This is a genomic window from Gloeocapsa sp. PCC 7428 (assembly GCF_000317555.1).
Lineage (GTDB): Bacteria > Cyanobacteriota > Cyanobacteriia > Cyanobacteriales > Chroococcidiopsidaceae > Chroogloeocystis.
The window spans coordinates 1,313,486-1,332,785 of record NC_019745.1; the positions used below are offsets into that span (position 1 = coordinate 1,313,486).

The window sequence follows — 19,300 nt, forward strand, 5'->3', positions numbered from 1 at the left end:
ATTTGTAAATTCATTCCCGACTTTTTTTCAGGATATGCCTTGATTGTGAAGATATTTTTACCTTTCAATGCCTAGTATATCGCTGTCTGGTTAGCTCCAAAAAACCCTCAATCAGAAATTCTACTTATACCTGTGTTTAGTTTTACTGTCCCTGAAAGAAGAGCAGGAAAGGCTGGGGAGAATTAGTGACTAGTTGTTAGCCACTTTTGACACTAGCCTCTCTTTCAACGTTGCTCAATTGGTGTATAGGAAACATCATGATCGCCTGTATACACTTGGGTGGGACGGAAAATGCGGTTTTCGGCGATTTGCTCTTTCCAGTGTGCTAACCAACCTGCGACGCGGGCGATCGCAAATACTGGTGTAAACAAGTCTGTAGGAATTCCCATTTTTCTATATACTAAACCTGAATAAAAGTCAACATTAGGGTAAATTCCTTTGTGACCGAGTTTCTCGGCGATCGCGCGTTCTAATTCAACTGCAATATCGTAGTACTTGTCGTAGCCAAATTTATCAAACATTTGCTCAGCAAGCTTCTGTAGAATTGTTGCTCTTGGGTCTTTGACTTTGTACACGCGATGTCCGAAGCCCATAATTTTCGCTTTGCGTTGCAAGCGATCTTCTAAATAAGGGCGGACGTTTTCTACCGAGCCAATTTCTTCTAGCATTCCGATGACTTCTTCATTCGCACCACCGTGTAAGGGTCCGCCTAAGGTTCCGACTGCGGAAGCAACAACCGCATAAGGATCGGTAAGCGTAGAAGCCGTAACTCGTGCCGAGAATGTCGAAGCATTCATTGTATGTTCGGCATGAAGTGTCAGGCAAACATCAAAAATCCGCGCCATCAAGGGGTCAGGTTCGCGTTCGCTGAGCATATAAAGAAAGTTCGCCGAGTAATCTAAGTCATCGCGCGGGCGTACGGGGTCATTTCCTTTGCGCATCAACTGAAACGCTGCAACCATTGTGGGAATTGTCGCGAGGAGTCGAACGACTGCATCCCGAATATAAACAGGGTTATCTAAGTCGCGGCGCGAGTAAAATAAACCAAGGGCGGCGGCGGAAGCTTGCAACGCGTCCATCGGATGACCGCTTTCAGGAAAGCTTTTCATCATGTCCCGAATGCGATATTTAATCCGGCGGTGATAGCGGACTTCGTGTTCAAACTCGATCAATTCATCTTTTGTGGGCAGCTTACCCCAAATGAGAAGATACGCTGTTTCCAAAAAGGTACTATTGTCCGCAAGGTCTTCAATGCGGATACCACGATACTCCAGTATTCCTTCTTGTCCATTAACAAAGCTAATACTAGATTGGGCGGCGGGAATGCCTTCTAAACCTGGCTTAAATTCGCAGACGGACATAGCTACACCAGCTGCTTGTGTGTAAGTACAATACTTTACGCTAACTTACCAGAAACTGATGATGTGTCGCTCTTTTTACCAGAATTATCTTTTGGAGAAGTTAGAGGTCAGAGGTCAGAAAAATATTCTGTTTAAGATTAAAACTATGGTATTGAGATGAACGCGTTGCGTCGTAAAACAATGCTGTCTCTTAACGAATAAAGCTACATCAAACCTCTTAAAATTAGTTTTTCGCTTACCTCTAACCCCTGACCCCTGACCTCTTCCTTGGTTACAACAAAAACTTGGGTGGAGTCAACCAAAATAACTGAGCTTGACCGATAGGTGAATCTGTTTCTGGTAGTGCTAACCCAATGATACCTGCTTTTTTTAGTATTAGCCTAGCGCGATCTTCACCCCAAACAAGAATTTCTGCCCATTGTCCTAAATTCGGTTGATGACCGATGAGGGCTAATTGCGTTTGCTGGGGATATTGTTGCGCTTTGAGCCAGTCTAACCAATCATAGATACTACCATTAGGTGCAAGGTGAGCCGATTCCGCAATGTCTCGACTCAGTTTATACTCGTGTAAAATTGCTGCGGTCTGCCGCGATCGCACTAAAGGACTGGTCAATATGACATCAAACCGCACGCCCAAATCGTACAAGCGCCCTGCAACTTGTCGCGTTTTATCTTGCCCTTTAAGAGTAAGCGATCGCGCTTCGTCGGGGATACCAATTTCTCTTTCTTGCGCGATGCCGTGTCGAATAAGATAGATTTCCACTGCCGTTCTGATCGTAGGCTACAAGTAGGACACTCAGCTGATCTTGTCTTACTTTATTCGGTTTGAATTGGATTATCTTTAGGGTTGACGAGCCGCAAGAGTTTTTGCTTGATTTGAGCGTCAAAGACTTCCCACTTTTTCTTCGCGTACTCTGACGTTTCTATGTAACCTGACAAAAAACCAATCGGAATTTCAAAGCCGCCAGCACTCGTACGACCGCCACCAAAAAAGCGTCCGTGACTGTCTTGTCCAAATGCTTCTTTGATAAACTCATCCGGATCGAGCGTGAGTTTTGTTGTGCGTAACGAACCGACAACGATTTCGAGTTCTTCGTCTTCGTCGTGAACAATTCCGTAAACAACTGCGGTGTGTACGTTCTCTTCAGTCACTAGAAAATCTGCCGCTTGGGGGATGGCATCACGGTCATCATAGCGTAAATATCCAACACCTGCGATTGAAAAGTTGTTTTGCACCATGCGGTTTTTAAGCGATCGCTCGATGACGTCCATCACGCGCTTTGAGCGATTGGCTTGTAAAATGGCGTTGAGTAACTGCGCGTCATAAAACCGACTCAGATAGGCAGCCGCTAAGAAATCTTCTTCTTGTGCTTGCATTAAGCGGTCTGTATCTGAGCGCAAACCATGCATCAAGGCCGTCGCACACTTGATATGCTGAGGAACACTACTATCTAGTTTGAGTAATCCTGCTTGGAGATATTGGGTAAAAATTGTTGCTGTTGCGCGAACCGTCGGACGTAAATCAACAAACTCAGCTTTTAAGTCGCCCTGGAAGCTGTGGTGGTCAATAATTGCTGTAATCGGAATTCCACTTTCTTGGACAACTGACAATAACTGGCTCGTTGTCCCTTGATTATCTATCAACGCACAACCTGTGTACATTGATAAATCTTTGCTTTTGGCTGCTTGTACTGTCCAGCGTTGTGCGGGTAAGCCAGTTAACTTAACAAGTGCGATGTTTTCTTGATGGCTAAGCGTGCCAGCATAGACAATATCACACTGAATCTCGTATTCCTGGGCAATTAATTGATAAGTCCAAGCACTAGAAAGTGCATCTGGGTCTGGAAAATCCTGTAGAATAACAAGCTGACGCTCTTGTCGATGTTGCTCTAAAATGTGCCGCAAAGCATCCGCTTTTTGCACCAACGATAAGTGATTTCGCTGGGCTTGATGATTGCCCAGTTCACTCATTGTCATTGGGGAGGTATCAGGAGCCGGTAATTCCACCGTTGCTACTAAATGAGGGTCTTCTGTAAGCTCTTGAGAATACGAACTATTTGACAAGTGAGACGAATTCAAATTCATAAACTGAATTTTTGTGAGTGTGAGGCGCGATTTAGGCAGTCAATAACTTTTTAATATGTAACTAGCTATTGAGGCTACACACTACAATTGTCGCAAAAATCTCGGCGTGCGACACTAATCCTTCTAGCCTATCTCTTATTAGAGATAAATTCTGTATTAAAAGTTGCGATTAATTTATACCATAAACTGCTTTCTACTTGACAAACGATTACACGTACTATTAAGTAGTAATACTCAATTGAACTTTAGCTTGTCAAAGCATTATAAGTATATAAAAAGAACTAGCGCTCAAAACTACAGTTTATTTATGATTTAAAGACCAATAATGTATTTTTGCCATTCATCATGTAGCCCACTTTTGAGATGCTTGCTGACTTCAAAATATAAGCTACTGTAAGGCTTGCGAGGTAGGTGATGAAGGTACATATGTGCTTCAACGGGTGTGCGATTACCTTTTTTGACGTTACAACGAACGCACGCGGTAACGATATTTTCCCACGCATCACCCCCACCGCGCGATCGCGGTACAACATGGTCTAGCGTTAAATCATCTCCCATGTAGCCGCAATATTGACAAGTATGACTGTCACGGTGAAGAATATTACGGCGGGTTAAAGGAATTTCTTTGTAAGGCACTCGTACGTAGTGACGCAGCCGGATAACAGTTGGCAGGGGAAAATCGGCATAAAGATGCTTACCGTTATGTTCTACCTGCTCAGCTTTGCCTTTGATTAACAGAACAACTGCGCGCCGCCAGCTCGTAATATTGAGCGGTTCGTAAGAGGCGTTCAGGACTAGAACCTTAGCCATTGATGGTCGCTCAAGCCAATATTTTTTACAGATAGTAACACAACTACACTACGCTATGCAGCTTTTAGCAGCAAGTCCGGTTAATTCTTTTATAAACTTGGGCAAGCAAAACTTGCGATCGCATTCTTATAAATTAAGGCAGTACTTGTGACAATCGCGGTTTGAAAGCTAAACTTCCTAATCAAATCAGCTAATATGCCAAGCGCTAAATGCTAACTGCTTTAATTCGAGTGTGGATGTGGAGGAGCAAAAATGACTTTAAGTCGGCAGCAACCAATAGCAACAATGCGATGCGATCGCGCCTGGGTAGAAATTAGTTTAGGAGCTTTAGCACACAATATTCATCAGCTACAAAGTTTATTATCTGCAAAAACGCACTTAATGGCAGTCGTCAAAGCAGATGCTTACGGTCATGGCGCTGTTACGGTAGCGGAGACTGTCTTACAAGCTGGGGCGAGTTGGTTAGGAGTAGCAACGGTTCCCGAAGGTATCGAGTTAAGAGAAGCAGGAATTAGCGCACCGATTTTGATTTTAGGCGCAACGCATACACCAGAACAAATCAAAGCGATCGCGCATTGGCAACTCCAGCCGACAGTATGTAGCTTTAAGCAAGCGCTGGTTTTTGCGGAGACATTAAAGACAACAAACCAAGTCTTACCTGTACACCTCAAACTCGATACAGGAATGTCGCGGCTTGGACCTTCTTGGCAACAAGCTGTTGAGTTTGTCCAATTAATTCAAGGGTTGCCTAACTTAAAAATTGCCAGCATTTATTCGCACTTAGCAACCGCAGAAAGCTCCGACCAAACAATCTTAAGGCAGCAACAGCAAAATTTTGAGCAGGCGATCGCGCAAATTAAACGCTCAAACCCCCAACTTTTTCAGCACAAGCAAATCCGACCCGCGTTGCACTTGGCGAACTCAGCTGCTACGCTCACGGCTCCCGATTTGCACTACGATATGGTTCGTGTCGGTTTAGCGATGTATGGACTTTATCCTGCTGTTCATTTAGCAGCGATTGACCTCAAGCCTGTAATGCAAGTCAAAGCGCGCATTACACAAGTCAAAAAAATCCCTGCGGGAACCGGAGTCAGTTACGGTCATAAATTTGTAAGCGATCGCGCGATGCAGATAGCCGTAGTTGGTATCGGTTATGCGGATGGAGTTCCGCGCAACTTGTCGAATCAAATGACAGTATTAGTTCGCGGTCAGCAAGTTCCGCAGATTGGCGCAATTACGATGGATCAACTGATGTTGGATATCACTGCGATCGCAGATGTTCGCGAAGGCGAAGTCGTTACGTTACTCGGTGAAGATGGCAGCAAAAAAATCTCAGCTGATGACTGGGCAAACCAGTTAAGTACAATTTCGTGGGAAATTCTTTGCAGTTTCAAGCACCGATTACCACGCGTTGCTGTGCCATAAAGACGCACTTCGCAAACTGCGATTGAACAAATATTTTGTTGTCTGATCCTCCAGAATTCATACAGTGTATACTTAAAGTCTTTTTGCCCCCTCAATTTCCCACGAGTGGAGGACTTTAAGCGATTTGGCGAGTTTTTGAACTTGAACACATTATTTGTTTACCTCCTAGTTTTCACAAGGAGGCGAAAATTTGTTGTGGGAACTGGCGTGGACAGCAAAAGGTTCGCGCCAGACTCTGGAAATTGGATATTTAATCTACAAAGTCTGTGGATATATCAGATAAAGCTTCGTCTGCGGCGATCGGACGATTTCCATCAATGTTTAATCTACCTTTGACTTCAAAATTATCTGCGGCGATCGGGCGTTCTCCATCCATGTACACAGTGTTTTGCACTTTCAGATTACTTGGGTCAATTGGACGTTTACCATCAATATTGAGTGTTTCCTGACCGCTAAATTCATTCGCGGCGATCGGACGTTCGCCGTCTTCCTCGTAGGTATCCTTAACAACAAAATTGTTGGCTGTCACCGGACGTTCGCCATCGTCAATGATTTTGCCCTGAATTTCTAAGTTACTTGAGTCAACAGGACGACCATGAGAACCAACTTGCTTGGAGGTTTGATCTTTTTCCATTTTTGGTAACCTTAATACTTCGTTTTAACGGTTGGATATCGTACTAGCGTAGCTAAGTAAGCGGCGTACCTGGAAGGTAAGCCATTGGTAATTGGTAATTAGACAGCGATTAGCTGTTTTCCTCTTGCCAATTGCTAAGCGCTAAAAGCTTTTCCATTACCGATTACCAATCTCAACAAGCGTGATGTTTGTATTCGATTTAACTTATATTGCCTTCTAGCTGTTTTTATGCTTTGTTGGAGTTACTAACCGATAGTGCATTCCTGGCTCTGGAGTTGGGGGAAAAGGTTCTCCCTTTGTTGCAGTGACTTCTTGTCCCTTAGTACCACCGCGAGGACCTGTCAGTTCATACAAACCGCTTTCAGGAACTATCTCGCCAGGTTTATATAATTCATCGCCAGTAGAATTTGATTTTTCGGTTGTGGCTGTAGAAGTTTTGTAGCTAAGACGAAATTGGCGTTCTATTAAAAAGCCAGGAAGAAAGCCGCCGTGGTAGCGAACTTCTTCTAGCCTGCCAAAAGAACCTGTGATTTGCGTGACAGGGGAAAGTAGTTGTGTATTCTTCTGACTCCATGCGACCAAACAGTTATCGATCATTTCTTGAAACTCTAATGCCAGAATCATCGCATCATCAGCACTGAGGTGAGGATCGACAATAATGGAAAACTTTAAAGAAATTGACAGCGTTGTTTGTAATTGTGAAGCGCGATCGCCATTGACATGGGTGGAAGATTCTTCTGCATGACAACCAAACTGCGATCGAAAGTGGGCGAATTCATCGGTTGCGAGTTGGTGATGCACATAAGGCAATAAACCTTGTTCTGATGACAAGATTTGACGAATAGTTGAGCTAGCGGTCATAACTTCTTTCAGCAAGTGAGTATGTATTGCAACTTTAACCTCAACAATTCCATAAAGCGTACTGCAATGCTACCCCCCGATTGGAGAAAGTATGCAAGCCAAGCGACAAAAGCCCAAAATATAGGAAAAGCAATGCGCCTGTTTACCTTGCTGCATGACGATCGCCAAAATCAATTCAAAAAACATTAGCTGACAACTATTACGGCTGTCAGCTAATGTTTCGTGTAAGCTATGAGTGCTGAATATTAAGTTGTAAGGAGCATAATCAAACTAAAACTCAAAATTCAATGCTCAGAGCTTAGTTTAAGCTGTCGCTACAGCTTCATCTTTTGTAGAAACGACAACTGGTTCTTCTAGAAGTTTGACGTACAATTTGCTAAGTTGAGCAGCTACGCCATCCCAACTAAATTTATCTTCTACGCGTTTTCTAGCAGCACGACCTAGTTGATTTCGCCACTCAGGATTACTCAATATGCGGTCAATCGCAGTTGCAAAAGCATCGTTGTCTTTTGGTGGAGCAAGTAATCCAGTTTCTTCGGGTACGACAGTGTATTGTAAGCCGCCAACATCGCTAGCAATCACTGGTGTTCCGCTTGCCATCGCTTCAATAGCTACTAAACCAAAAGGTTCGTAGTGGCTAGGAACAACACAAACGTCTGCTGCTGCATAGTAGATAGGTAGGTCATCGTCACCAAGACGCCCAGGAAAAACTGTCATGTCTTGCATTCCCAGTTCGTTGACAATACCTTCGATGCGATCGCGTTCTTTGCCATCGCTTTGACCAGGACGGCTACCACCACCAATAATTAGCTTGAGGTCAGTACCTCTTAGTTGCGATTGGGCAACAGCACGTACTAGGGTTTCAATACCTTTACGGAAATCAAATCGACCTACATAGAGAATAACTTTAGTGTCTGCGTTGATTCCGAGTTGCTCTCTTGCTTGCTGTTGTTCAATCTTACCGAAGCGATGAATGTCTGTACCACAAGGAATAATATCGATATTGCCTTTTGTGGAAACGAGCGATCGCATATGTTCTTGTTCTTGAGGACTTGTGGCAACAATGCGGTGTGCTGTCTCTAAGACTTCTTTTTCTACTGCTAAACGCGTTTTAGCAATGAGGGGAATTGTGGAAATTGATTTGTACTTAACTGCTCCTAGTGAATGATAAGTATGAACCTGTCTACAACCTTGGACTTTTCTTAATTCCATTCCTACCCAAGCAGAAAGCCAATAGTTTGTGTGGACGAGTTCGTACTCAATACCTGATTCTTGCTGAAACTTCAGCATTTGCTCTACAAATTCTGGCGCATACTTAAACAAGTTATCGCGCGGAACGAATTCTTCTGGACCTGCGGTAATCCTAATTGTCCGGCAATTCGCAGTATGTTCAACAATACTTGCTTGGTCTGCACTTGCTTTACGGGTAAACATATCAACTTGCCACCCTAACTCAGCGAGTGCCTCTCCTACTTGGCGTACATAAACATTTTGTCCTCCGGCTTCTTCCTTACCGATTTCAACCGCTGGGTCTCCGTGGACTGAAATCAGGGCAATGTGCTTTTGGCTTGCAGAATTCATGGTGTAGTTATTGCAACAATTTAGTTAGGTTTAAACTGGTTTTTCCGGTGGTTTTACCTGCCTTTAGAAACCAAAAAAGAATATTGAATATTCTCAAGTTTAATTTAAGCGATAATGTACTTCTTCACATCCCCTACGGGAAGTACTGTAATCCCCACAAGGTTAAAATAATCAGCGCTCATTGATGCTAACTTTACTTACGCAACGACTATGCTTCTACCTTGAGTAAGATCTTTTTTGTCATACCGTATCTACTTTACACGTCAAGTATGTAAGTTTTTTTGATATATCAATACTTAACTTAGAGAATCTACAAATTTAAATTCAGTTGCCTGTTTTCGCTAGCGGCTGATAAAACTCTTGACAAACTTTGCAGGATGTCACTTCTAGCTTGAAGTCTCATGACAGACGGTTTCAACTCGAAGTTTGTCTATCTTTCTGGGCAATTTATTTGTAAATAATACACTATATTCAAGGATCTATAAATGTTTTATCAGCTTAATTAATAATAAAAATAAGTTTATCTTAACTTAATTATCAAGACGGCAAGCGTGCTGAGTACTTTAGCATCAAACTTCTGACAAAAGTATTTAAATTGTTATGTTAAGTGCAGCGAAACATCTCCTGCGATTCTAGCCTACAGCAACGTTACACAAATACTCCACGGAGCTTACTCTCGAAGATAGTGAAAGGTTTGGTTTGCGAATGACATCGTAGCTTTTTAACTTATGCAAGAGGCGTATACCTCTGTCAAGTAAAGAAATCAATCAATTGTATAGAATCTATATCAACTTATGCATTGCTAAGTTTATGCCAAATGGCAACATGAGAGCCAGCGCTAGTCATGTAATTGATAACTGCTGTCATGCTTCAAGCACTGGCTACATTCAGTTTCATATAGCAGCACAAGCAAAAGGATCTAATGCGTAAGCCTAATAGTTTTGGCTTCTCGCTAAGCCCTTATTACCCTAACAAAATTTATCCATTACTTGTTTGTGCAGATAACATTTGCTTGAGTTTTTCAAGTTCAGACGCCCAACGCGGATCGGGTTGAATCGTATCGGAAGTATTCGACGACTGATGGCTAGTATTGCTGCTGCGACGTGATTTTTTGTTGCTGCGACGATTTGAGGTTTTTTCTTGATTTCCTCCCTCTAGATTGTTAACAGCACTATTTGAATTAGATTGCTCCTCATCCTCTTGTCCCTTTGAACGGGGTAGAGCTTTCTCAATTTTAAGAGGAGTGTCTTTGAACATATAACCATTGAATTTTTCAATGATTTGATCAGCCTGTTCGTCGCTGTTAACAGTTACAAACCCAAAGCCACGACATTTACCAGTTTTCCGATCTTTGATAACTTTGGTAGTAACTGAATCGCCAGCTTCTGCAAAAACTGCTTGTAGTTCTTGACGTTCTAACTCTTCTTTCGGCAAATTGCCAATATATAGACGAACTGACATAGGAAGATACCTCCGGACTTGGGTGCGAATAGAATTGGTAACAAAACTGTTTACATGAGGAAGGCTAGATACCTACTGGAATTGACGCACATTGCAACAAACCAATTTTTCACTTTGATAATTGCCAACCTTTAGAATATAGTTCTTTGCCTAACTCAAGGCTATAGTTTTTTGTAACTAATCTGCTAATTAACCGGCTTCTAAGTATATATTCCGCCAGTTACCAGCTGTTTTGCTACGAGTAATGCTTTTGAGTTGCTGGAACATTGACACCATTCTTTACAGTATCACGGCTTTTGCTATACCAGCACCTAAAAATAAACATTTCAGCCCTTAGCAATATTTTTAACTCGGTAACAGCAGTGTTATCCCTCCGTAGTGAGGGATTTTGTACCTTTTGAGGATGAGAAATAAAAACCAGCCGTGGGCTGGTTAAGCTGCTGTGTTGGAACAAGGAAAAGATAACCGTAGATTGAGCTTTATCAGGCAATTGAACTAAGCTTGTCAGCTGTCATTTACCCAAAAATAACTTTTACTCTAGTGTTAAATAATGTAACATAAACTAACTATTTTGTGCAATGTTTCTTTACATTAGGTGGTATTGCCTTGCCAAATAATATAAGTTCCCCAAATAGCAGTTGCACAAGCTAAGAGTGTAGACCAGACTTGATGACTACTACGTCCAATGCTGCTTTGCGTACGCCAAGTATCAATGTCCAACCATAGCGCAGCACCACGACGGCACCAACCAGTAATGATCGTATCTTGACCAATCAGCTTCTCAATCGCGTACGCCTGGTTGTTGAAATGACGGATTCTGATCAGCAGTGATTGGTGATGTAGTCGAATCAAACTAGTGTTTGATTTTAAGATTAAATCTTGTGCTAGCCAGTTACTAATGCCATAGCGTCCTAGAAGCTTACCTTGAATGCGTGTGGGTTTGCTGTCTAAAGGTAGTGTATTGGGATTAGCTAAGAATTCGCAAAGATCTAGAGACTTTAAATTAGAAACTTTGATGTCTGGAAAAAAAGCATTGAGGCGAATAAACGTGCCAAGACTAAAGCCGATTGGTATAGAGCCTAAAATTAAAGACCAGTCACCATACATCCATGCTAATTGCGGTATTCTTAACCAAATTCCAATTCCACCGATAAGCCAAGCTAGACAGCCGAAAATAAAACCGAGGATAATGCCTAAAAATGGCGCACTCTGTAGAAAAAATGCCAAGCGAGAAGTAAAAGCTTTGATTTGGGGATTGAGTAATGCTAATTCTGGTTCCAATCGCCAATTTTGAGCAATCTGCGCAAGACGTTGCAAGCGATCGCCCACAAGTGGATGAGTTTGAAGAAGATTGAACCAATAGCGGTAAGGATTGTAACAGTCCCAAGCGAGGACAGATTCAAAGTCAGTTGGTGTTTGACAACCGCTGAGTTTCAGTGCTTGCGTGCGATCGAGGGGAAGGAGTAATTGCCAACTTTCTAATAGCCAACTCGTACATTCTTGCTGGCGAATGTCTGTAGCAATACCTTGAGCAATTTTGAGTAAAGCACGAGTTAAGCCATTCGGATGACCAGTCATTTCGGCTGCTAGGCGATCGCTGTAGTAAATTCGTACCTGTGATAGCCAAAGCGCAGGAATGCAAAGAAGATACCAAATGATATAGGCAATATTAGCGATAACTCCAGCAATTAACTGTAAGTAAGAATAAGAAATTTTGTTACCCCATCGCGATACCTGGGAATAGACGAGATAAGGTAATTGCGTCACAACCATAACGAGAGACATCACCGCAAAATCTTTGTGGGTAATATGTCCTAGCTGAGTTGCATAAATCGTGGCAATTTCATTCGCTGCTAATTGTTCGAGAAGTCCTTGAGTGACGACAAGACGAGCATTTCTTGGTAAGTTACCGTAGGTGAGAGCGAGTGGTACTGATATTGGCAGGAGTTTGAGTTGTGGCGATCGCCAGTTTTGCCGCTGATAGTAGCGTTTGAGTAATTGGCAAGCTTCTGGGCTATAAGTCGCTAGTGTATCAAAGGATAATGGTTGTAAGTTATCGAAGCGTAGCAATCCATCAAGTAACCAGGGAGAGAAACTGACAAATAGAAGCAGTGTGACGAGAACAAACTGTGTCGGATCGCGGTAAAAAAGTTGAATCGGTTCTAAATATGGCAGGTTGACTAATACGTCATTTGTGACGCGCATAAATAATCGTAACAAGTCGCGGATGAGCCAAAAAAAAGCGATCGCCGATCCTGCTTGTAGCAACCACAACGGTAGTAAATTGATCTTTGGCAACCGTTGCAGTTTTTTTAATCGTTTGGCACGCTGTCCTATGAGAGGTAGCGTGTGGGCAACTTGCGCTGGCGTACTTGTGCGATTGGATAATTGAGCGGTATTCTGTTGTGTTTCTGTTGTTAGTTTAGGCTCGACAGAGCGTTTTAATTCATTAAGATGACGTAATGCCCACGCTTGAATTTGCGGATCGTGATGTTGTATCAAAGTTTCACACAGCGCGATCGCGCGTTCATCTCCAACATTTTTGTAGGCGATGACTAAACCCATCTGTACTTTCACAAGCGTTGTTGGATCGCTTGGCGTTTGATACGCAGCTTCAAGTTGTGCGATCGCTTTGTCATAATCTCCTTGATTTAAAGCTGTTAATCCAGCTACTACAGATGAGTTGGGAGAAGCCATGATCTTAATTGTGTCAAATTGATTAAATTTTGATTTTATGGATTTCTCTTGTAGCAGCGCGTTTGTAACATTGGCAGCTAATGATTTAGAAAAGTTAGTTCTTTTCTACAGCAATTTACTAAATATGACACCACAGCAGTACACCCCAAATCGTTATGCTGAGTTCAAGTTACCAGGTTTGCGATTAGGTATTTTTCGACCAAAACAATCACATCAAGCTGAGTTTGAGAACTCTAGTAGCGCCATGAGTTTGTGTTTAGAAGTCAGTCACCTAGAAAATGCCGTTGCACGCCTTACTCATCTAGGCTACCCACCACCAGGGGAAATAATAACAGCTTCTCACGGCAAAGAAATCTATGCCTACGATCCAGAAGGCAATCGCTTAATCTTGCATCAGTCGAGCTAATGTCAATTTGATAGAAAAGGCTTAACAGTCAGTAACCGTAGCTTCTGGGGTTGATAGACTACTATTATTTTTATATTAGTCCACGCAGGTGGACTTAGTATTTTAAGCCGCGACTTCAGTCGCTAGGCGGCGTCCCCAGCGATTCCTGTCACCAGTTAAAAATAGTGAATCACATCTGCCAACCCGTAGACACTAATAATCAGCATCAAAACTGCGGTGACTTGAGTTGCACGGATGTATGGTGAAGGTGCGATCGCTTCACGAATCAAAATTGAGATTGATGAGCCAATCACAAAACTGAGACTTAACACTAAATAAGGCCAAAATGGTGAAATACTCCAAACTGCTAATAGGGCTAGCGCTATCCACAGCATCACAAGTTCCACAAAGCGAGGTGGGTTGTACTGACTCGATAAAATTAAAGTATTTAGCCAAAAGCGCCAAATTGCCATTTTGTCCCTACCAACAAAAGATCATTAGCGACGTCCACTCATTTGAGCAGTACCGTTTGATTGAGCCGCTTCCGTGGTATCTTCGATTCCAAATACGCGATTGAAAGCTTTTTCTACTTTGTAGCCAGAATCAATTGTTTCCAAGGGATCTTTGCGCAAGCGATGGCGCAGACACAAAGTAATGACGCGACGAATATCATCAACGGTGACTTCGGTACGTCCTTCAAAGGCGGCTAAAGCTTTTGCGGCACGGTTTGTGACAATATCACCGCGCAAGCCATCAACATCAAGTTCTGAACAGACTTCTGAAATATTAACTCTTAGGTCGTAATCGATATTGACTGAAGGTAAAAGTGCTTGAGCTTGAATTAATTTTTGTTGCAATTCTTGCTGCTGGGGTTGATATTTTTCTAAGAACTGCTGCGGATTTTGGTCAAATTCGGCTCGTTGTTCGACGATTTGGACGCGTAATGCAGGTTCTTTGACGGTGTGAATTTCTGCGTGCATTCCAAAGCGATCGAGAAGTTGCGGACGCAGTTCACCTTCTTCAGGGTTTCCCGAACCCACTAAAACAAAACGTGCAGGGTGACGAATCGAAATTCCTTCGCGTTCTACCGTATTCCAACCACCTGCTGCGGAGTCGAGAAGGACGTCTACTAAATGATCGTCGAGGAGGTTAACTTCATCAACGTAGAGAATGCCGCGATTTGCTTTAGCAAGGAGTCCTGGTTCAAAGGCTTTGACGCCTTCAGAGAGTGCTTTTTCAATGTCGATCGTGCCACACACGCGGTCTTCGGTCGCACCCAAGGGCAAATCCACCATCGGCACCTTTTTGTGCGCGACAGGAATTTCGATTTGCTGTTCGAGTTGCTGCCTAACAGCGTCACTCATCAGTTCAGGATCGTGCGGATCGCTGTTAAAAGGGTCATCTGCAACAACTTCAATTTCTGGAAGCAAATCAGCTAATGCCCGAATTGTTGTTGATTTACCAGTACCGCGATCGCCCATGATCATGACACCACCAATTTTAGGGTCAATCACGTTCAACAATAAGGCAAGTTTCATTTCTTCCTGACCAACAATGGCAGTGAAGGGAAAAACGCGGCGGGTAGCTTGGGCAGTTGAACTCACAGAGATTACCTGAAAATGTCGGGACACCGTTTTTCATTGTGCCATAGTATGAGGGTTTAGGGGTGAGCAGTGGGGTGAGGGTAGAAAAATTGATCGAGTTTAGTCAATGCTTGTCAAGCGATCGCAAAAAGTAGTTGCAGTGCTTTTTGAACTGCTAATTTATCTGTTTGAGCCAAAATACCGATTTGTTTTACAACTATTGAGTCATCTAGGGTAAACAACTTCATCCTTACTACAGAAGCTGCTTTAAGTCCAGTACTTGCCAAGTCAGCGATTGCAACATCAAGTACCCATGGAGAATGACTTGCGGTCGTAATCATTGCCATTACGCTTCTATGGGAAGGAGTATTGAAAATTTCATCACTTAACACAAGTGCTGGACGTCTTTTTGTCGCGGAAATATCAGTAAAGGGAAACGGTACGACGACAACATCGAACTGGCTATAGGTCACTATAGGCTTCCTCGTCTGCAACTGATTCCCATTCGCCTAGAGTTTCTGCTACAGCATTCAGATAATTCCAATCAAGCGATGGCGCTTTTTTTAATATCACTTGTCCTGACTCAATTTCAAACGCTACACAATCACCTTGCGCAATTTCCAGTACTTTTCTGACATCTTGAGGAATCGTTGCTTGGTATTTCTTTGTCACTCTAGACACGAGTGATTTTCGTCTAGCCATAAAACAAATCTGCTCTCGATTTGTGACAATAATATTTTATGGTAATACGGTATTACTTGAGTTGACTAAGGCAACCAAAAGTCTGGGAGTAAGTTTTGAGTTAGGTGGCGTAGGGTGTAGTTGAGCGATCGCCCAAGCTGAATGTGTGGTTCATCAGGTTCCACAGGAATAATTGTGGCTGGAGTACCGCGTCCAAAACGCGAAATAACTAAATTAGCAGCTTCTAACCCTGTAACATAGGCTTTTTCCTGCGACCAAGAACCGTGACGATTAATAATCCAGTCGCCGCACATAAATACATTTGTGATACTTGTGGTTGCTGGCAGCATATATCGATAGCTACCAGGCGCAAAATGCGTGACAGCGCGTGGTAGACGAATCACATTACTGTCGATAATTTTTGCTGTGCCAAACGCAGGAATACACGTTGCTAAGTCACGTTGAACTAAAGAGACGATTTCAGCATCGCTTAAAGGCAAAAACTGATTGGCGTGGTAAAAGTCAGCTTCAACAACTGTACCAGGTGCATTGCGGTACTCATCATGCAGCGCGTTTAAATCGAAAAATGTCCAGCCTGTTGTTGCATTAAACCCAAAACACGCATTCGATGGTCGAGGAATATCAATTTTGCGGTCAAACCACAACCTCGTCGCTAAAACATCAATTGCACCTAGATTCATGACATCGCGGAATTCTTGGCGGCTTTGCAGCGAGGAACTACTGCTAATAATCTTTTTCATTCCACTGATTCCTACCGCGAAGATGACTGCATCAGCTGTAAAAACTTGCTCTCCACAAACAACACCTGTTGCTTGACCATTGTCATCAAGAATCAAATCGCTAACTCGCTGATTTGCTACCAACTTGCCACCAGCTTGTTCAATCTGCTTTACCCAAGGTTGAAAAATCATTTCGCCGACGGTTCCGCGACACCAAACGACATCAAAATTTGGTTGATGCGCCAGGATAAAGTAATACAGCATTCCTAAAGTTGCCGCAGCAGAACACTGTTCGCCAGGAGCAAATAAACCAACTAAGAGCATCGGCTCAAAAGAATCGCGGTATAAACGTGCAGAAACGCCAAAATCTTTAAATAACTCTCTGGCGGTCACAGAATCGTAGCGTTGCCATGCTGCATCAGAGTTATCAAAATCAATCACAGCATAGAGTAGCGGTAAAGCACTCAGGCGATCAATCAGCGGTAAACGCTGAAACTGCGTATACAAAAATGTTCCAAGCGGTGAAGGTAGTCGCGGTAAATCTTGAAAAATCGGCGATACGACTTCTAATCCGGCTGGCGAATATTGTGAGGAACGCGTAAATGGCGTAAATGGATTGATGTTTAATTCGCGAACGAGGGAAAAGGTATTACTGTAGGGATACCAAAAGCCGTGAATTCCGGCTTCTACCGAACGCCCTGCGGCTTGCCAACCTGCGACTAGCCCACCAGGATAGGGACTTGCTTCTAAAAGCGTGACATCGTAGCCTTGCTTTGCTAAATGATAAGTTGCTCCTAACCCAGCCCAACCAGCACCGACGACAATGATTTTGGGAGAAGGTTGTGATGTTGATTGCATATGTGGTAGTGGGTAATGGGTAATTGGGAGCTAGGGCGTTGCGGAGGCGAATTGGTGGTGAGACGAGTTGGCACGGTTGTAATTAGATCATAATTCTTATCTCACCTGCACTTTGCTTCATTGCTTGGTATTTTCATAGCCTTAAAGCTGCAAAATAATTATGCTTAAATTGGGAAACGCATACGAGAAGTAAAGTTGGTGATAGAGCCGTGATGAATTCAGGTGCAACCGATTTGACAACCACAGATACAGCTACAGATGCCGTAGTGGAAACTTGTACGCCGCAGGATTTAGAGGGTTTGAATGCTTGCGTTCAAAGCTTAGGATTACCACAGATTCAACGGCACATATTTATTTGTGCTGACCAGACGCTTGCGCAATGCTGCTCTAAAGAAGCTAGTTTAGAATCTTGGGACTATCTCAAAAAGCGCTTGAAACAGCTAAAACTGGATAAACCGACGGCGACGCGTCCGAGTTGTATCTTTCGCACGAAGGCAAATTGTTTGCGGGTTTGCACTCAAGGACCTATTTTAGTCGTCTATCCTGATGGGGTATGGTATCGACAAGCAACTCCAGAAGTGATTGAGCGCATTATCCAGGAGCATATTATTGGCAATCGAGTTGTTGAGGAATATGCATTTTTAACGCATCCTTTACCTGAACCTGCTGCAATGATTGAGGATAGTGTGGCGGTTGAATAGCGATCGCTACCGATATTAGTCAACTTCAACCAAAACTCAGATAATTGCTAACTGGATACTAACAATTCCTGCGAATGCAGATATAATATCGCGTTAGATATACTTCAAAATTTTCGTACCATTGTTAATATCTCACTACCTCTGTCCTCAGTTACAGCTTGCCAACCCTCTCAAAAAACATAATGTTAATATACTTCAACCAGAAAATAATATTATTAACACCATGCCAACAAGCAGAAAATATTGTAGAAAAGATTATTGATAAATACCTTTAGCTCAATTGTAGTGAGTAGCAGACATCATGAAAGAAACTACTGCCAAAGACAACAAGCGACTACTCCTGATTGACGATGACCCGAACTTGATTTTGCTCGTCAAAGATTATTTAGAATTTCGCGGTTATGAAGTAATCACCGCCGAGAATGGACGCGAAGCTCTGCAAATTCTAGAGCAAGAAATTCCAGATATGATTATCTGCGATGTGATGATGCCCGAAATGGATGGCTATACGTTTGTTAATAACGTACGTCAAGACGAGCGCATTAGCTGGATTCCAGTTCTTTTTCTTTCAGCTAAAGGTCAAAGTCAAGATCGAGTTAAAGGTCTAAATACAGGTGCTGATGTTTACATGGTCAAGCCATTTGAACCAGAAGAACTCGTCGCACAGGTAGAAGCATCGCTAAAACAGGCATATCGCCGCACGCAGCAAACGAACAATGGTAGTGACATTGCACCTAAAATTCAAGTTCCTTTTGACGTTCATCTCACTCAAACCGAGCTAAAGGTTGTGCAATTTGTTGCTAGAGGGTTAGCTAACCGTGACATTGCTGAGGAACTGAATGTGAGTCAGCGGACGGTGGAAAGTCATGTTTCCAATATGTTGGGCAAAACAGGATTACACAACCGAACCGAGTTAGCACGCTGGGCGATCGAAAATCAGATGGCGTAATGAATTACTGAACAACTAGCTGAGCATAAAGTTATGATCTACTACCTTAGTAGATCAATGCTTTCCTATATATAGAACCCCAAAGCAACACAGCATTATAGCCCTAGTCTATAGAGTTAGGACATCAAACACGCTAAGTTGACAGTTGACAAAGTCTTCCCACACTCTCTTCACTGTCCACTGACCCCTGCTATAATTACCACCCATCTTGTTCGGAAGACGATTGATTCCAAACTTCTAGGTCTAACTCATTAAGGTAAATCAAGGCATTTTGAATTTGCTCGCTGGTTCCTCGAATTTCTAGATCAAACCAGCCGTCATCGCGTCCATTAGAACTAAGTAGCGCAGCAGCGATATTGACAGTCACACCGTGCTGAGAAATCAGATGCGAAATAACTGGTTCTTCGTGTAGCTGCTTGGGGATGCGAATTTTGATTCGAGTTTTAGTTGGTCGGTTTTCAGCTTGGCTAGAAATTGCCATTTCAATC

The 19,300-nt window shown here is 42.9% G+C and carries 20 protein-coding genes; 5 read left to right on the plus strand and 15 right to left on the minus strand.

Annotated elements, in window-relative coordinates:
- Window positions 1-224: 224 nt before the first annotated feature.
- From GLO7428_RS05840 to GLO7428_RS05855, 4 genes are all read right to left on the minus strand, one after another.
- A complete protein-coding gene (locus GLO7428_RS05840; RefSeq protein ID WP_015187641.1) occupies window positions 225-1,361 on the minus strand; it encodes a citrate synthase in 1,137 nt (378 codons plus the stop codon).
- A gap of 271 nt (window positions 1,362-1,632) precedes the next feature.
- Window positions 1,633-2,124 carry a phosphohistidine phosphatase SixA gene (gene sixA / locus GLO7428_RS05845; RefSeq protein WP_015187642.1) on the minus strand — a complete coding sequence of 164 codons (492 nt, stop codon included), beginning with the start codon at window positions 2,122-2,124 and terminating at the stop codon, window positions 1,633-1,635.
- Window positions 2,125-2,177: 53 nt separating this feature from the next.
- A complete protein-coding gene (locus tag GLO7428_RS05850) occupies window positions 2,178-3,332 on the minus strand; it encodes a bifunctional oligoribonuclease/PAP phosphatase NrnA (protein ID WP_231295601.1) in 1,155 nt (384 codons plus the stop codon).
- Between the two features lie 426 nt (window positions 3,333-3,758).
- Window positions 3,759-4,256 (minus strand): HNH endonuclease, encoded by a 498-nt coding sequence (locus GLO7428_RS05855; protein WP_015187644.1) that lies wholly within the window; start codon window positions 4,254-4,256, stop codon window positions 3,759-3,761.
- 252 nt (window positions 4,257-4,508) lie between these two features.
- Here GLO7428_RS05855 and alr point away from each other — a divergent pair, with 252 nt between their 5' ends.
- Window positions 4,509-5,681, plus strand: a complete 1,173-nt coding sequence (gene alr / locus GLO7428_RS05860; RefSeq protein ID WP_015187645.1) for an alanine racemase — start codon at window positions 4,509-4,511, stop codon at window positions 5,679-5,681.
- A 250-nt stretch (window positions 5,682-5,931) separates the two neighbouring features.
- Here the strand turns inward: alr and GLO7428_RS05865 are convergent, their stop codons facing one another.
- Both GLO7428_RS05865 and GLO7428_RS05870 read right to left on the minus strand, forming a co-directional pair.
- Window positions 5,932-6,315, minus strand: a complete 384-nt coding sequence (locus GLO7428_RS05865) for a hypothetical protein (protein WP_015187646.1) — start codon at window positions 6,313-6,315, stop codon at window positions 5,932-5,934.
- 216 nt (window positions 6,316-6,531) lie between these two features.
- Entirely contained in the window at window positions 6,532-7,176 is a 645-nt protein-coding gene (locus GLO7428_RS05870; protein ID WP_015187647.1) for a hypothetical protein, read from the minus strand.
- Between the two features lie 21 nt (window positions 7,177-7,197).
- On the opposite strand from GLO7428_RS05870, the gene GLO7428_RS28330 reads away from it, so the two are divergent.
- Window positions 7,198-7,365: a hypothetical protein gene (locus tag GLO7428_RS28330; RefSeq protein ID WP_196797466.1), complete on the plus strand. Its 168-nt coding sequence runs from the start codon at window positions 7,198-7,200 to the stop codon at window positions 7,363-7,365.
- Between the two features lie 114 nt (window positions 7,366-7,479).
- Here GLO7428_RS28330 and GLO7428_RS05875 read toward each other — a convergent pair whose 3' ends face one another.
- The 3 genes from GLO7428_RS05875 to GLO7428_RS05885 all read right to left on the minus strand — a co-directional run bounded on the left by GLO7428_RS05875 (window position 7,480) and on the right by GLO7428_RS05885 (window position 12,915).
- Window positions 7,480-8,757, minus strand: coding sequence for a glycosyltransferase family 1 protein (locus GLO7428_RS05875; protein ID WP_015187648.1), 1,278 nt, complete (start codon window positions 8,755-8,757; stop codon window positions 7,480-7,482).
- 978 nt (window positions 8,758-9,735) lie between these two features.
- Entirely contained in the window at window positions 9,736-10,218 is a 483-nt protein-coding gene (locus tag GLO7428_RS05880) for an RNA-binding protein (RefSeq protein WP_015187649.1), read from the minus strand.
- A 591-nt stretch (window positions 10,219-10,809) separates the two neighbouring features.
- Window positions 10,810-12,915, minus strand: a complete 2,106-nt coding sequence (locus GLO7428_RS05885; protein WP_015187650.1) for a zinc metalloprotease HtpX — start codon at window positions 12,913-12,915, stop codon at window positions 10,810-10,812.
- Window positions 12,916-12,952: 37 nt separating this feature from the next.
- Between GLO7428_RS05885 and GLO7428_RS05890 the strand changes: the two genes are divergently transcribed.
- Entirely contained in the window at window positions 12,953-13,321 is a 369-nt protein-coding gene (locus tag GLO7428_RS05890) for a VOC family protein (protein ID WP_015187651.1), read from the plus strand.
- Window positions 13,322-13,476: 155 nt separating this feature from the next.
- On the opposite strand, the gene GLO7428_RS05895 is transcribed toward GLO7428_RS05890, so the two are convergent.
- The 5 genes from GLO7428_RS05895 to GLO7428_RS05915 form a co-directional block, all read right to left on the minus strand.
- Window positions 13,477-13,773 (minus strand): hypothetical protein, encoded by a 297-nt coding sequence (locus GLO7428_RS05895; RefSeq protein ID WP_015187652.1) that lies wholly within the window; start codon window positions 13,771-13,773, stop codon window positions 13,477-13,479.
- Window positions 13,774-13,797: 24 nt separating this feature from the next.
- On the minus strand, window positions 13,798-14,904 hold the full coding sequence (gene bchI, locus GLO7428_RS05900; protein ID WP_015187653.1) for a magnesium chelatase ATPase subunit I: 1,107 nt from the start codon (window positions 14,902-14,904) through the stop codon (window positions 13,798-13,800).
- Window positions 14,905-15,017: 113 nt separating this feature from the next.
- Entirely contained in the window at window positions 15,018-15,356 is a 339-nt protein-coding gene (locus GLO7428_RS05905) for a type II toxin-antitoxin system PemK/MazF family toxin (RefSeq protein WP_015187654.1), read from the minus strand.
- Window positions 15,346-15,585 (minus strand): type II toxin-antitoxin system PrlF family antitoxin, encoded by a 240-nt coding sequence (locus GLO7428_RS05910; protein ID WP_015187655.1) that lies wholly within the window; start codon window positions 15,583-15,585, stop codon window positions 15,346-15,348. The genes GLO7428_RS05905 and GLO7428_RS05910 overlap by 11 nt, the downstream gene beginning before the upstream one ends.
- 65 nt (window positions 15,586-15,650) lie before the next feature.
- Window positions 15,651-17,162 (minus strand): FAD-dependent oxidoreductase, encoded by a 1,512-nt coding sequence (locus GLO7428_RS05915; protein WP_015187656.1) that lies wholly within the window; start codon window positions 17,160-17,162, stop codon window positions 15,651-15,653.
- A 212-nt stretch (window positions 17,163-17,374) separates the two neighbouring features.
- Between GLO7428_RS05915 and GLO7428_RS05920 the strand changes: the two genes are divergently transcribed.
- Both GLO7428_RS05920 and GLO7428_RS05925 read left to right on the plus strand, forming a co-directional pair.
- The gene (locus GLO7428_RS05920) at window positions 17,375-17,863 is read left to right on the plus strand and encodes a ferredoxin (RefSeq protein ID WP_015187657.1); all 489 of its coding nucleotides are present in this window, start codon (window positions 17,375-17,377) and stop codon (window positions 17,861-17,863) included.
- 301 nt (window positions 17,864-18,164) lie between these two features.
- On the plus strand, window positions 18,165-18,812 hold the full coding sequence (locus GLO7428_RS05925; RefSeq protein WP_015187658.1) for a response regulator transcription factor: 648 nt from the start codon (window positions 18,165-18,167) through the stop codon (window positions 18,810-18,812).
- A gap of 196 nt (window positions 18,813-19,008) precedes the next feature.
- Here GLO7428_RS05925 and GLO7428_RS05930 read toward each other — a convergent pair whose 3' ends face one another.
- Complete coding sequence (locus tag GLO7428_RS05930; RefSeq protein ID WP_015187659.1) at window positions 19,009-19,293, minus strand: NIL domain-containing protein; 285 nt, start codon at window positions 19,291-19,293, stop codon at window positions 19,009-19,011.
- Between the last annotated feature and the right edge of the window lie 7 nt (window positions 19,294-19,300).

Bases quoted from the DNA above. Each gene is read 5' to 3' on its own strand.
- GLO7428_RS05885 (WP_015187650.1), bottom strand. From the start codon at position 12,915: ATGGCTTCTCCCAACTCATCTGTAGTAGCTGGATTAACAGCTTTAAAT.
- GLO7428_RS05925 (WP_015187658.1), top strand. From the start codon at position 18,165: ATGAAAGAAACTACTGCCAAAGACAACAAGCGACTACTCCTGATTGAC.
- GLO7428_RS05930 (WP_015187659.1), bottom strand. From the start codon at position 19,293: ATGGCAATTTCTAGCCAAGCTGAAAACCGACCAACTAAAACTCGAATC.
- GLO7428_RS05865 (WP_015187646.1), bottom strand. From the start codon at position 6,315: ATGGAAAAAGATCAAACCTCCAAGCAAGTTGGTTCTCATGGTCGTCCT.
- GLO7428_RS05915 (WP_015187656.1), bottom strand. From the start codon at position 17,162: ATGCAATCAACATCACAACCTTCTCCCAAAATCATTGTCGTCGGTGCT.
- alr (WP_015187645.1), top strand. From the start codon at position 4,509: ATGACTTTAAGTCGGCAGCAACCAATAGCAACAATGCGATGCGATCGC.
- GLO7428_RS05880 (WP_015187649.1), bottom strand. From the start codon at position 10,218: ATGTCAGTTCGTCTATATATTGGCAATTTGCCGAAAGAAGAGTTAGAA.
- GLO7428_RS05840 (WP_015187641.1), bottom strand. From the start codon at position 1,361: ATGTCCGTCTGCGAATTTAAGCCAGGTTTAGAAGGCATTCCCGCCGCC.
- GLO7428_RS05920 (WP_015187657.1), top strand. From the start codon at position 17,375: ATGAATTCAGGTGCAACCGATTTGACAACCACAGATACAGCTACAGAT.
- GLO7428_RS05850 (WP_231295601.1), bottom strand. From the start codon at position 3,332: ATGAGTGAACTGGGCAATCATCAAGCCCAGCGAAATCACTTATCGTTG.
- GLO7428_RS05855 (WP_015187644.1), bottom strand. From the start codon at position 4,256: ATGGCTAAGGTTCTAGTCCTGAACGCCTCTTACGAACCGCTCAATATT.
- GLO7428_RS05890 (WP_015187651.1), top strand. From the start codon at position 12,953: ATGGATTTCTCTTGTAGCAGCGCGTTTGTAACATTGGCAGCTAATGAT.
- GLO7428_RS28330 (WP_196797466.1), top strand. From the start codon at position 7,198: ATGTATTGCAACTTTAACCTCAACAATTCCATAAAGCGTACTGCAATG.
- GLO7428_RS05875 (WP_015187648.1), bottom strand. From the start codon at position 8,757: ATGAATTCTGCAAGCCAAAAGCACATTGCCCTGATTTCAGTCCACGGA.
- GLO7428_RS05870 (WP_015187647.1), bottom strand. From the start codon at position 7,176: ATGACCGCTAGCTCAACTATTCGTCAAATCTTGTCATCAGAACAAGGT.
- GLO7428_RS05910 (WP_015187655.1), bottom strand. From the start codon at position 15,585: ATGGCTAGACGAAAATCACTCGTGTCTAGAGTGACAAAGAAATACCAA.
- GLO7428_RS05895 (WP_015187652.1), bottom strand. From the start codon at position 13,773: ATGGCAATTTGGCGCTTTTGGCTAAATACTTTAATTTTATCGAGTCAG.